This is a genomic window from Nocardioides sp. (assembly GCF_035697785.1).
Taxonomy (GTDB): Bacteria; Actinomycetota; Actinomycetes; order Propionibacteriales; family Nocardioidaceae; genus Nocardioides_B.
This window is the reverse complement of the sequence record NZ_DASSCL010000131.1, coordinates 37,634-49,658: the sequence shown is the minus strand read 5'-3', so window position 1 is coordinate 49,658 and position 12,025 is coordinate 37,634. Positions and strand designations below refer to the sequence as shown.

13 protein-coding genes and 1 pseudogene are annotated in these 12,025 nt (G+C 73.0%); 6 read left to right on the top strand and 8 right to left on the bottom strand.

Going from position 1 to position 12,025, the window contains the following annotated elements:
* Positions 1-330: pseudogene (locus tag VFH10_RS14375) on the top strand (TrpB-like pyridoxal-phosphate dependent enzyme); the annotation flags it as partial.
* Entirely contained in the window at positions 327-1,736 is a 1,410-nt protein-coding gene (locus tag VFH10_RS14370) for an amidase (RefSeq protein ID WP_325129729.1), read from the top strand. The pseudogene VFH10_RS14375 and the gene VFH10_RS14370, both read left to right, overlap by 4 nt.
* Positions 1,737-1,739: 3 nt before the next feature.
* On the opposite strand, the gene VFH10_RS14365 is transcribed toward VFH10_RS14370, so the two are convergent.
* The 5 genes from VFH10_RS14365 to VFH10_RS14345 are packed head-to-tail and all read right to left on the bottom strand — an operon-like array spanning position 1,740 to position 5,287.
* A complete protein-coding gene (locus VFH10_RS14365) occupies positions 1,740-1,943 on the bottom strand; it encodes a ferredoxin (RefSeq protein ID WP_325129727.1) in 204 nt (67 codons plus the stop codon).
* Entirely contained in the window at positions 1,940-3,253 is a 1,314-nt protein-coding gene (locus tag VFH10_RS14360; protein WP_325129725.1) for an NADH-ubiquinone oxidoreductase-F iron-sulfur binding region domain-containing protein, read from the bottom strand. Before VFH10_RS14360 ends, VFH10_RS14365 begins: the two co-directional genes overlap by 4 nt.
* The gene (locus tag VFH10_RS14355) at positions 3,250-3,858 is read right to left on the bottom strand and encodes a ferric reductase-like transmembrane domain-containing protein (protein ID WP_325129723.1); all 609 of its coding nucleotides are present in this window, start codon (positions 3,856-3,858) and stop codon (positions 3,250-3,252) included. Before VFH10_RS14355 ends, VFH10_RS14360 begins: the two co-directional genes overlap by 4 nt.
* Positions 3,849-4,820, bottom strand: a complete 972-nt coding sequence (locus tag VFH10_RS14350; RefSeq protein ID WP_325129721.1) for an FAD:protein FMN transferase — start codon at positions 4,818-4,820, stop codon at positions 3,849-3,851. The genes VFH10_RS14355 and VFH10_RS14350 overlap by 10 nt, the downstream gene beginning before the upstream one ends.
* 5 nt (positions 4,821-4,825) lie before the next feature.
* Positions 4,826-5,287 carry a hypothetical protein gene (locus tag VFH10_RS14345; protein WP_325129719.1) on the bottom strand — a complete coding sequence of 154 codons (462 nt, stop codon included), beginning with the start codon at positions 5,285-5,287 and terminating at the stop codon, positions 4,826-4,828.
* Positions 5,288-5,509: 222 nt separating this feature from the next.
* Here VFH10_RS14345 and VFH10_RS14340 point away from each other — a divergent pair, with 222 nt between their 5' ends.
* Positions 5,510-6,091 carry a hypothetical protein gene (locus tag VFH10_RS14340; RefSeq protein WP_325129718.1) on the top strand — a complete coding sequence of 194 codons (582 nt, stop codon included), beginning with the start codon at positions 5,510-5,512 and terminating at the stop codon, positions 6,089-6,091.
* An 8-nt stretch (positions 6,092-6,099) separates the two neighbouring features.
* On the opposite strand, the gene VFH10_RS14335 is transcribed toward VFH10_RS14340, so the two are convergent.
* Positions 6,100-7,464, bottom strand: a complete 1,365-nt coding sequence (locus VFH10_RS14335) for a HAMP domain-containing sensor histidine kinase (protein ID WP_325129717.1) — start codon at positions 7,462-7,464, stop codon at positions 6,100-6,102.
* Positions 7,461-8,162, bottom strand: a complete 702-nt coding sequence (locus VFH10_RS14330; RefSeq protein WP_325129714.1) for a response regulator transcription factor — start codon at positions 8,160-8,162, stop codon at positions 7,461-7,463. The genes VFH10_RS14335 and VFH10_RS14330 overlap by 4 nt, the downstream gene beginning before the upstream one ends.
* A 53-nt stretch (positions 8,163-8,215) precedes the next feature.
* Here VFH10_RS14330 and VFH10_RS14325 point away from each other — a divergent pair, with 53 nt between their 5' ends.
* Complete coding sequence (locus tag VFH10_RS14325) at positions 8,216-8,791, top strand: hypothetical protein (protein WP_325129712.1); 576 nt, start codon at positions 8,216-8,218, stop codon at positions 8,789-8,791.
* Here the strand turns inward: VFH10_RS14325 and VFH10_RS14320 are convergent.
* Complete coding sequence (locus tag VFH10_RS14320) at positions 8,781-9,671, bottom strand: 3-methyladenine DNA glycosylase (protein WP_325129710.1); 891 nt, start codon at positions 9,669-9,671, stop codon at positions 8,781-8,783. The two genes, VFH10_RS14325 and VFH10_RS14320, sit on opposite strands and share 11 nt — an antisense overlap.
* A gap of 52 nt (positions 9,672-9,723) precedes the next feature.
* Here VFH10_RS14320 and VFH10_RS14315 point away from each other — a divergent pair, with 52 nt between their 5' ends.
* Positions 9,724-10,533, top strand: a complete 810-nt coding sequence (locus tag VFH10_RS14315; protein ID WP_325129708.1) for a fumarylacetoacetate hydrolase family protein — start codon at positions 9,724-9,726, stop codon at positions 10,531-10,533.
* A gap of 37 nt (positions 10,534-10,570) precedes the next feature.
* Positions 10,571-12,025 (top strand): glutamate--tRNA ligase, encoded by a 1,455-nt coding sequence (gltX, locus tag VFH10_RS14310; RefSeq protein WP_325129734.1) that lies wholly within the window; start codon positions 10,571-10,573, stop codon positions 12,023-12,025.

Genomic DNA, 12,025 nt, shown 5'->3' with positions numbered 1-12,025 from the left:
CCGCTGATCAGCCACCTCTACGAGACCGGTGAGCTCGAGGCGCAGTCGATGTCCCAGAGCGACTGCTTCGCCGCGGGCGTGCAGTTCGCCCGCACCGAGGGCATCGTGCCCGCACCCGAGCCGACCCACGCGCTGGCCGCGACGGTGCAGGAGGCCTTGCGGTGCAAGGAGACCGGCGAGGAGAAGGTCATCCTCACCGCGCTGTGCGGACACGGGCACCTCGACCTCGCGGCCTACGACGCCTACCTGTCCGGTCAGGTGACCGACCACGCCTGGGACGGTGCCGGCTCCGAGGCCGCCCTGGCGAAGCTGCCCGTCCTCAACGCATGACCGAGCTCCACGACCTCACCGCGCTGGAGCAGGGCGCGGCGGTACGACGACGCGAGGTGTCACCGGTCGAGCTCGTCGACCACTACCTCGACCGGGTGGACCGGCTCTCCGACGAGGTGGGCGCGTTCGTCACGGTGACCGGCGACCTCGCCCGCGGGCAGGCACGGCTGGCCGAGGCAAGGGCGGGTGAGGGCGGGCCCCTGTTCGGCGTACCCACGGCTGTGAAGGACCTCAACCTCACCGCAGGGATCCGCACGACGTTCGGCGCGAAGGTGATGGCGGACTTCGTGCCCGATGTCTCCGACGAGGTGGTGCTGCGGCTCGAACGTGCCGGGACGATCAGCCTCGGCAAGACGAACACGCCGGAGTTCGGGTCGCCCTGCTACACCGAGCCCGACGTCGCCCCGCCGGCGCGCACCCCCTGGGACCTGACCCGGATGGCCGGCGGCTCGAGCGGTGGCGCCGGTGCCGCCGTGGCCGCCGGGCTGGTGCCGGTGGCGCAGGGGTCCGACGGCGGCGGATCGATCCGGATCCCGGCCTCGTGCTGCGGCCTCGTCGGCTTCAAGCCGAGCCGTGGCCGGGTCAGCGGCAGCCCGGTGCACGGCGACCCGATCGGCCTCGGCACCGCGGGACCCCTCGCGCGCACCGTGCGCGACGCCGCCGCACTGCTCGACGTGATCGCCGGTCCTGCGGTCGGCGACCCGTTCTGGGCCGCGCCGCTGCCGGCGGACCAGACGTTCCTCGGCTGGTGTGACCGCGAGCCGGGGCGGCTGCGGGTGGCACGGTTCGACGACCCGGTGATCGCCGACGCCGCCATCAACCCCGAGTGCCTGGCCGGCTACGAGGCGACCAGCCGGCTGCTCGAGGACCTCGGGCACGACGTCGAGGACGTCGACATGCCGCTCGCACCCGACGCCACCCGGGTCTTCGAGACCTGCTGGTCGGTGCTCACCGCACTTGCCGAGGTGCCGCCGGGCCGCGAGGGAGACCTCCGGCCACTGACGCGGTGGCTGATCGAGCGCGGCCGGAAGGTCTCCGGTCCGGAGTTCGGGCTGGCGCTCGGGGAGATCCGCCGGATCGCGGCCCGGGCGCTGCGCCACCTCGCGGCGTACGACGTGGTGCTGACGCCGACGCTGGCGCAGCCGCCCTTGCCGGTGGGCGCGATCCGTGACGACGCCGACCCGGCCCGGGACTTCCAGAACCAGAAGGAGTTCACGCCGTTCACGTCGGCCTGGAACGTCACCGGCATGCCCGCGGTGTCGTTGCCGCTGCACCGGACAGCCGACGGGCTGCCGGTTGGTGTGATGCTGGCTGGCCGGCCGGGCGAGGACGCGCCACTGCTCGCGCTCGCGGCTCAGGTCGAGGCGGCGGCCCCGTGGCTGGACCGCCACCCGCCCTGCTGGTGAGGCTCAGCGTCGGGCGTCGACCATCCGAAGCGCCAGCGTCGGGCACACCTTGACGGCCTCTCGAGCCAGCCCGATCGTGTCCTCGTCGATGTCGGAGACGACGAGGGGGTAGCCCCACTCGTCGAGCTGGATCGCCTCGGGCAGGATCTCGTGGCACAGTCCCCGGCCCTTGCAGCTGGGCCAGTCGACTCGTAGCTGCTTGGTCATCGCGTGGCTCCCGTCAGGTCGCCGGAGCGGTTCGTGTGCGAGGAGGCCCGCTCGACGTACGAGCAGTGCCCGTCGGCGTGCAGCGCGATCTCCTCCCCGAACGCGGTCATCATCGACTGCACGAGTCTCAGCGTGCCGTCGGGGTGCGCGCAGGCGCCGCGGCGCGCGAGCAGCGCGCCGAGCTGCTCGATCCGCTCGCTTCCGTCTTGGCCGCGATGCACGGCCCAGACGGCGTCGTAGAGGGCGGGCAGCCCGTTGAGGCAGGGGCCGCAGCGCCGGGCGGACTGGCCGGCGAGGTACGCCGTGACTCGCGCGGTCCGGTGCAGCGGACAGTCCCCGGGCTCCAGCGGCAGTACGACGCCCGCGCCGAGCGCCAGGCCGAGGTCGGTCATCCGCGAACGGGACACCGGGACGTCGCGAAGCCCCGAGGGTGCCGCCCAGGTGCCGTGGTAGCCGCCGACCAGGACCGGCCGGTCGAGCACGCGGTCGGTGAGGACGTCGGACCAGGCCGTGCCGTGCGGCACCTCGATAACCTGCGGGCGGTGACCGTCGCCGTTCACGGTGAGCAGGCAGGTGCCCGGCTCGTCCTCGGTGCCGAGAGCCCGGTAGCCCTCGCCGCCGAGGGCGGCGAGCGCGGCGACCTGGGTGTAGGTCTCGGCGTTCGAGAGCAGCGTGGGTCGGTTCTTGTAGCCCTTGTGCGCCTCCGGCCCCCAGGACGTGACCGGCAGGTTCTCGCGGCCGGCCATCAGCTCGATGACCGCACGTGCCTGGCCGGCGACGAAGCGCTGGTCGGCGGTGTGAGTGCGCCACTTGATGCGGCCGTCCGTGCCGTCGCGCTCACGCTCCGCCACCGCCTCGGTGAGCGAACGACGCACCGCGGGGTGCTCACCGGGCAGCACCAGGTGGATCTCCTTGGCGCCGAGCACGCGCGCGGTCAGCACCGCCCCGTCGAGGATCAGGTGCGGCTTGGTGAGCGCCACGGCCGCGTCCTTCATGCTGGCCGGCTCGCCCTCGCTGGCGTTGACCACGACGGTGGCGCGCCCCTTGGCGCCGGCCGCAGCCTCGAGCTTGATCGTGAACGGGAAGCCCGCGCCGCCGCGGCCGCGGATGTTTACGTCCTCGAGCAGCCCGAGCATTCCGGCGAGGTCGAGGTCGGGCAGCGGTCCCGAGATGGCCCGGTGCGCCGCGAGGGACGGCCCGTGGCTGATGCCGTCGAGAAGCCGTGGGCCGGGGTGGACTTGCAGGGGTCCGTAGTTCTCGGACGGACGGACCTCAACGGTGGGGGTGCGACGTGTGGTGGTGTGGCTCATCGGTGGCCTCCTGCGGGGACGACGTACGACGGGACGTGGTGGCGTTCGCGGTTGCGACGCCAGGCCTCGAGGCCCAGCCAGAGGAGCCGGTACAGGACGGCGAGGGCGACGAGGCCGGCGCAGACGATCCCGATCCAGGTGGCCCATCCGGTCTGGGCGTCAGTGCCGATCCCGATCCCGTGCGCCAGGGAGAGCCCCCAGCTGCCGTAGGCGAGGACGTGGATCGCCCGCCACGGACGATGCGGGATCCGGTTGCGGAACAGGCTGGTGACGACGATGACGAGCATCAGGTCGAGCGCCAGTGTGCCGAGCCCGAGCCAGAGCGGTTCGTACGTCGAGCCCCAGAACGGCACCAGCGCCTGCCACCAGCGGATGTCGACATAGGTGTCGACGACCGCGGTGACGACGTGCGCCAGCAGCAGCGCCATCGAGATCAGGCTGACGTTGCGGTGGAACGCCTGCGTCACGAAGCGGGGCAGTCCGCGTCCCGCGTCGCCGCGCGTCGACATGACGCCGAGCAGCGTCGTGAGGGTGAGCAGGAGCAGCAGCACCACTCCCGTCCCCCGGTTGGCGAACCAGAGAAGAGGACCTTCGGTCAGTTCCATCGGTTCCATCCGTTCGTCGGTTGGGTCATGGGTCGAGCTTGGGTCGGCGCCGGCCAGCTGCCGATCAGGGTGACCGCGCCGGTGCGGTCCACGAGGCGCGCGGTGACCTCGTTGGCCTGGAGCCAGGCCGGCGCATCGGCCCCGAGCACGAGGGCGGCTGTGGTGGCCACGTTGGCGGCCACGCAGGTGCCGCCGGTGGCGGTCGCCGTGCGCCAGTGCTCGTCGGTGGGTCGTCCGGTCCGCGGGTCGAGCACGTGGTGCACCTCCCCGTGGTCGGAGGCCCAGCGGCGTCCGGTCGTGCTGGACGTGGCGAGCCCGCCGTAGGTGAGCCAGATCCGCTCCGGGTCCTCGTCGTCGGGCCGCTCGGTGATGTCGATCGCCCAGCCCGGTTGCCCGGGACCGGCGATGCGTACGTCGCCACCGAGGCTCACCACCAGGTCGCACCCGAGGCGATCCACGATGCTCGCGGCGACGAGGTCACTGGCCCAGGCCTTGCAGGTCGCGCCCAGGTCGATCGAGCAGCCCTCCGGCACCAGCAGGCCGCCCTCGGGGTCGGTGCCGATCAGCCGCCACGCGTCGGGGGTGGGCGTCACGTCGGCCCGGTGACCGGGCACCGGGCCGCGTCGCTGCACGACCGCCAGGTCCGCGTCGTACCCGAGCAGGACCAGCGACCGCCCCAGGCACGGGTCGACCAGGCCGTCCGTGGCCCGGGCGGCCGCGACGGCGACGTCGACGGCGGCTACCAGCAGCGGGTCGACGGTGACCCAGCGCCCCGGCCGGCGGTTCGCCAGCTCCAGGTCGGAGTCGTCGCGGAACCGGCTGCAGGTGCGGTCGACGGCGTCGAGCACCTCGCGCGCGATGGCGAAGGCGTCGTCGAGGTGCGCCGGGTCGGCCGTGGCGAGATACCCGTAGGTCCCCAGGGTGTCCCAGCGCACGGACGTCTCGCCGGACGTCGGCGTCACCGTGGTCAGGAGCCGCTGCTCGGTGCGGGCGCGGGTGCCGGTGCGGGCGCCGGTGCTGCGGGGGCCGGGGCCGGCGCGGGCACAGCGGCGGACCCGCCGGACGCCGGTGCGGGCGCTGGAGCGGCGGGTGCGGCGGGTGCCGCGGGTGCGCTGACCTCGCCGCCTCCGCCCATCTGCGTGGCGGCCGGACCGCTGACCTCCTGGACGACGGTGCGCTGCGGACGCGGGTCGGTCACCGTGACGACCGGCGTCCAGGCCGGCTGCCGGGCGGCGGCGAGCGCGGCGGAGTACTTCACCCGCGCGGCCTCGGCCTCCTTCGCGGCCTTCGCCTGCTCCGCCTCGCCGGTCTCCCGGGCGGCGGCGCCGGTGATCGCGCCGGTGGCCACGAACGAGCCGAACGTGGCGGCGCCGGTGAGCACGGCGAGCAGGTTCTTGTACCGGTCACGCGTCTTGGGCGTGTAACGCATGTAGGGGTTCCCTCCCGAGCGGATCAGGTGCGACCACCAGCATGCGAGGTCCTTCTCAAAGCCCGTGTCATCGTCGTGTTAAGAGCACGTCAGGCCGGGGGATCCCGGCGTGCGGCGCAGATGCTTGAGACGGGCTTGAGGTTCACACGAGGTGTGCATAGCGACCGGCGCTGCAGACTCGCTGTCGCACCGCACCTGATCCGATTCTCGAGGATGTGAACCATGCGGATCTCCTCCGCTCTCGTAGCGCTCGTCGGCGCCACCGCTGGCGTGGCCACCGGCGTCACGACCTACCAGTCCAGTGCCGAGGTCCCACCCCCGGCGTACGACGACGGGCCGGTGCTCGCAGTGGGGCAGCCGCTGCCCGGGCCGCCGCCGCAGGTCAAGCACAGGCTCGCCGACTGCGTGGCCCCGGCCGTGCTCCAGGGCGGCGCCTGCGTGACCACCGTGACGAGGACGGTCCCCGCACCCGAGCCGAAGACGGAGCCGCAACCGGCTGCCGAGGCCCCGGCGCCCGCCGCCCCCGCAGCAGCTGCCCCGGCACCGGCGGCACCCCCCGCCCCCGCGCCCGCGGCCGCGCCGCCCACGCAGTGGACCGGAGCCGCCGGCAGCGTCGTGGTGCAGTGCAACGGCGACGCGATCGCGTTGCAGGCCGCGACGCCGGCGAACGGCTACACCGTCGAGGTCGACGAGGGCGGGCCGGAAGAGGTCAAGGTCGAGTTCGAGTCCGAGGAGACCGACGCCGAGGTCGAGGCGATGTGCGCGGGCGGTACGGCGCAGTTCGACGCCGAAGAGGACGACTGACCGCGCCGTCAGTAGGACCGGCCGCGCCGCTCGGCGGTGCCGCGTCGGCCGCGACCGATCCCTCGACGGTGAGGACTGCCGTTCTCGCCCGGGGGCGCGGGCGGTAGCCACACCTGGATCCGGGTCCCCTCTCCTGGAGCCGACGAGGTGGTCATCTCACCGTTGAAGCGCGCCACCGTGCGTCGGACGATCTGCAGGCCCAGCCCGGAGAATCCCTGGCGCTGCCCCGCGGGGTCGGCGGGCTCCGGGGCGCCGGCCATCCCGGGTCCGTGGTCGCGCACGGTGAGCAGGGGCCTGGGTCCGGGCGTGAGCGAGACTTCGAACGGGGTGCTCTCGGGCGTGTGCGCGAACACGTTGTCGACCAGGATGTCGACGATGTCACGCAGGTCGGCTGCCTCGACGGACACCTCCACCGGCTCGCCAGGCAGCCGGCACTCGAACCGGCGCCCCTGGTCCTCGGCCAGCGGTGACCAGAAGTCGGTCCGCTCGCGGACCGTCGCCGTCGCGTCGCAGGTGTGGTGCATGGTGCTCCGGACTGGGCGCCGCGCGGCTCGCACGATCGCGTCGATGGCCAGCTGCAGGTGCTCGACGTGCTCCCGCAGCCGCTCGGCGACCACGGTGTCGTCGACCGCCTCCACGTCCAGGCGGAGCGCGGTCACCGGCGTCCGCAGCCGGTGCGAGAGGTCGCCGACCGCGGCCCGCTCCGCGGCCAGCAGCTCCGTGATCCGGTCGGCCAGGCCGTTGAGGGCCTCACCGAGCTCGCGCGTCTCGGCCGTGCCGCTGGGGTCGGCGCGTGCCTCGAAGTCGCCGCCGCGCAGACGGTGCGCCACCTCGGCCAGGCCGGTCACCGGGCGGCTCAGCCGTCTGCCGAAGCGGTCGGCCACGACAACGGCCAGCGCCAGCAGCACCAGCCCGAGCAGGACGATGCCCAGCCACGCGCGGGTCACCCCGCGGTGCAGCTCGTCGGGACTCACCGTCGTACGGACCACGTCCGTGCCGTTGCCGGTCACGATCGGCACCAGGACCTGACCGCCCTCGGCGTCGACCCGGGTGAACGCGGCCCCCTCGCTGGCCCTGACGACCGCCGGGTCGTCGGCCAGGCCGGGCGCCTCGGCGCCGAGCACGGTGCCGTCGGAGGTGATCACCGAGGTGCTCGCCGGGGAGCGTTCGTCGACCGCGTCGATCAGCTCACCGAGCCTCGGGTCGTCGTGCAGGCCGGAGACCAGGATCGCCACGTTGCGGGCCTCCTGGCTGGCATTGGCCATCGCGCGCTCCTCGGCCATGCTCCGCACCAGCAGGCACAGCGGGATCACGAAGGCCAGGACCACAGCCGACGTCGTGGCCAGCACCAGCAGCGCCAGCCGTCTCCTCATCCGTCGCCGCCGTTCGGGCGCGGCGCGACCATGCGGACGCCGACGCCGCGGACCGTGTGCAGGTACCTCGGTTCGGCCGCCGTCTCGCCGAGCTTGCGCCGCAACCAGGACAGGTGCACGTCCACGGTGCGCTCGCCGCCGCCGTAGCCCTGCTGCCACACCTCGGCGAGCAGCTCGCGCTTGGTGATCACCTCACCGACGCGCGAGGCGAGCACCAGGAGCAGGTCGAACTCCTTGCGGGACAGCTCCAGCGCCCTGTCGTCGAGGGACGCGGTGCGGGTCCGTGGGTCGATCGACAGCCCGCCGACGACGATCGGCTGGGCGTCTCCCGGCGCGGTGCCACCGCGGCGCAGGATCGCCCGGATGCGGGCGTCGATCTGCGGCAGGCTGAAGGGCTTGCTCACGAAGTCGTCGGCGCCGGCGTCGAGCGCCTTGACCAGCGCCTCGTCGTCGTCGCGCGCGGTGATCACGATGATCGGTGTCGCGTCGACCGCCCGGATCATCGAGATCACCTGCAGGCCGTCCACGTCGGGCAGACCGAGGTCGAGCAGCACCACGTCGGGGCGCGCGCTGAGCAGCAGCTCCAGGCCGTTGAGGCCGGCCGTCGCGAGCGTGACCGCGTGGCCCCGCTCGGTGAGGCCGCGGGACAACGCGCCGCGGATGGCGGTGTCGTCCTCGACGACCAGGATGCTGGTCATGGGTCGAACGCTACGCCTGCACGGATGGCTCGGACGCGTGCGACAGTGGGGACGTGCGTCGGTCCGTTCTCGTGGCCGTCATCGCGTGGCTCGGGGTCGTGATCGCCGGCTCGACGATGACGTGGGCCACCATCAACACCGCGGGGCAGGAGGTGCTGTCCCCGCGCAGCGTGCCGACCCCGACCACGAGTGGCGCACCCATGCCGGTGCGCGATCCGGCCACCTTGCGGCCGAGCCCGTCGGGTTCGGAGTCCGCCGAGTCGCGCCCGCGTCGTACCCCTTCGCCGAGCCCGGAGGAGGAGGCGAGCCGCAGTCCGGAAGGCGAGCGGTCACCTGCACCGTCCCCGGCCCGGACGGCGGCCCCACCACCGGCACCCGCCCCTGCTCCGGCCCCGCCCGCCCCGGCCACCCGGGCGTTCACGTGGCAGGGCGCCGCCGGGTCGGTCACCGTCGTGTGTGACGGGTCGACGATCTCGCTGCAGGCGGCGAGCCCGGCCAACGGCTACTCGGTGGACGTCCGCGAGGGCGGGCCCGAGGAGGTCGACGTGCGCCTGGAGGCCGAGGACGAGGAGGCCGACGTCGAGGCGGAGTGCGAAGCCGGCCAGGCGGTCTTCGACGTCAGCACCTAGGCCCGGCCACGTCGAGCAGCCGCTCGCACTCGGCGACCAGCCGGGACCGCAGCGGGGCGCCGCGCTTGGCGAACTCCCGCTGCGCCGCGACGTACTCCTGCTTGCCCGCCGGGGTCTCGACCCGGACCGGGGAGTAGCCGAGCCCGGAGAGGTCGTACGGCGACGCCCGCATGTCGAGCACCCGGATGTCGCGGGCGAGCGCGAAGCAGTCGGTGACCAGCTCCGAGGGCACCATCGGGGTCAGCCGGTAAGCGTGCTTGTAGAGGTCCATCCCGGCATGGAGGCACCCGGGCTGCTCGAAGTCCGCACGGTCGTCACGGCCCGGCCGCAGCGTGTTGAACGGCCGTGCCTCGTCGGTGAAGAACCGGAACGCGTCAAAGTGCGAGCAGGCGATCCGGTGGCCCTCGACCACCTCGTCGGTGCCCGTGCCGCCGAGCCGCAGCGGCCACGTCGCGTGCCGCACGTCGTCCTGCTCGAGCCGGTAGACCATCGCCCACTCGTGCATCCCGAAGCAGCCGAGCTGGGGCGGGCGCGCGGCCGTGGCGCGCAGCAACCGGAGCAGCGTCGCGAGCAGCACCTGCTGGGACGCGACGTGGTCGTCGGACACGGTCAGCCCGGCGAGTGATCCCCTCGTGACCCGCACGTAGCCCTTGAGCCCCGCGTACTCCTCGGCCTCACGGCCCGTCAGCAGCTCGCCGTACCCGGGGTGCCAACGCCGCAACGCGGCCGGCCGCTGCGAGTAGTAGGTGAACAGGAAGTCCTCGACCGGGTGCGCCGCACCGCGTTGCCGACGCTCGAGGTGCGGGGCGACCCAGGCGTCGACGCGTCGCCGGTGCGCGTCGCGCCGCGCGATCCAGGCGGGTGTCGTGAGGGCCTCCACGGCATCGAGGGTAGATGCGAGGAGGGTGCCGCTCCGCCGGTAGGCTCGGGGAGTGCGTATCGCGAGGTTCACGACCGGAGAAGATCCCCAGTACGGCGTGGTGACGGGGGACGTCGACGAGCTCGGCATCCCCGCCGACGACACCGTCCTGGTCGCCCTCGCGGGCGACCCGCTCTATGTAGGGGTCCAGCTCACCGACAAGGAGATCCCGCTCTCCGAGGTTCGCCTGCTCGCGCCGGTCCTGCCACGCAGCAAGGTGGTCGGCATCGGCCGCAACTACGCAGCCCACGCGGCCGAGCTGGGCAACGAGGTGCCCGACGAGCCGATGATGTTCATGAAGCCCAACACCTCCGTGGTCGGCCCCGGCGACCCGGTGTTCTACCCCCGCCAGTCCGCCGACGTGCACTACGAGGGCGAGCTCGCGGTGGTCATCGGCCGCATCTGCCGCGACGTGGCGCCCGACCGCGTCGGCGAGGTCGTCTACGGCTACACCGTCGGCAACGACGTGACCGCCCGCGACCTGCAGAAGAAGGACGTCCAGTTCACGCGGGCCAAGGGATTCGACTCGTTCTGCCCGCTCGGACCCTGGATCGAGACCGGTCATGAGGGCTTCGACCCCGGCGACCTCAGGCTGACCACGCACCTCAACGGCGACATCGTCCAGGACGGCACCACCAAGGACATGATCTTCGACGTGCCGAGCCTCGTCTCGCACGTCTCCTCGGTCATGACGCTGCTGCCCGGCGACGTGATCCTCACCGGCACCCCGGAGGGTGTCGGACCCATGAACGTCGGCGACGAGGTCGAGGTGACCGTCGCCGGCATCGGCTCCCTGACCAACAAGGTGGTTTCCCGTGACTAGCGACAACCCCGCCCCGGCCACGGCCGTGCGGGTCCGCATGGCGCCCTCCCCGACCGGCAGCCCGCACGTCGGCCTGGTGCGCACGGCGCTCTACAACTGGGCGTTCGCGCGTCACCACGGCGGCACCTTCGTGTTCCGGATCGAGGACACCGACGCCGCGCGCAACACCCAGGAGTCCTACGACGCGCTGCTCGACCTGTTCCGGTGGCTGGGGCTCGACTGGGACGAGGGCCCCGAGGTCGGTGGCGCCTATGCGCCGTACCTCCAGTCCGAGCGCTTCGACATCTACGCCGACGTGGCGACCAGGCTGCTCGACGCGGGTCACGCGTACCACTGCTACTGCTCGTCCGACGAGCTCGACCAGCGCAACGAGAAGGCCCGCTCGGAGGGCCGGACGCCCGGCTACGACGGCCACTGCCGCGGCCTCTCCGACGAGCAGAGGGCCGCCTTCGAGGCCGAGGGCCGCAAGCCGGTGCTGCGGTTCCGGATGCCCGACCGGGCGATCACGTTCACCGACCTGGTGCGCGGCGACATCACGTTCCAGGCCGAGCACGTGCCCGACTACGTCCTGGTGCGCGGCAACGGCCACCCGCTCTACACCCTAGTGTCGCCGGTCGACGACGCGCTGATGGACATCACCCACGTGCTCCGTGGTGAGGACCTGCTGTCCTCGACGCCGCGCCAGATCGCGCTGCACGCCGCGCTCGCCGAGATCGGTGTCGGCGGCGGTCGGATGCCGGAGTTCGGGCACCTGCCCTACGTCATGGGGCAGGGCAACAAGAAGCTGTCCAAGCGCGACCCGGAGGCCAACGCCCTCGGCTACCGCGACGCGGGCTTCCTGCCCGAGGGCCTGCTCAACTACGTGGCGCTGCTCGGCTGGGCGATCGCGGACGACCGAGACGTCTTCACCGTCGACGAGATGGTGCAGGCGTTCGAGATCGGGCGCGTCAACCCCAACCCCGCGCGGTTCGACCTGAAGAAGTGCGAGGCGATCAACGCCTCACACATGCGGCTGCTCTCCGCCGAGGAGGTCGCCACCCGGATGGTGCCCTACCTGCAGGCCGCCGAGCTCGTCGCCGACCCGCCGACCGAGCAGCAGCAGGCGGTGCTGCGCGCGGCCGTCCCGCTGGTGCACGAGCGCATCGGCAAGCTGACCGAGGCCGTCGACATGCTGGGCTTCCTGCTCGTGGAGGAGCCGCAGTTCACGCGCGACCCGGGAGACGTGGAGAAGCTGTTCGACGAGGACGGCCGCGGCGTGGTGAAGGCCGCGCACGACGCACTGGCGTCGCTGGACGAGTGGACCACCGAGGCGATCGACGCCGCCCTCCGGCAGGCCCTCGTGGAGGAGCTCGGGCTCAAGCCGCGCCACGCGTTCGGGCCGGTGCGGGTCGCGGTGACGGGGAGCCGGGTCTCCCCGCCGCTGTTCGAGTCGTTGGAGCTGCTCGGTCGCGAGCGGTCGCTCGCGCGGCTGAGCAGCGCGCAGGCCGGCTGA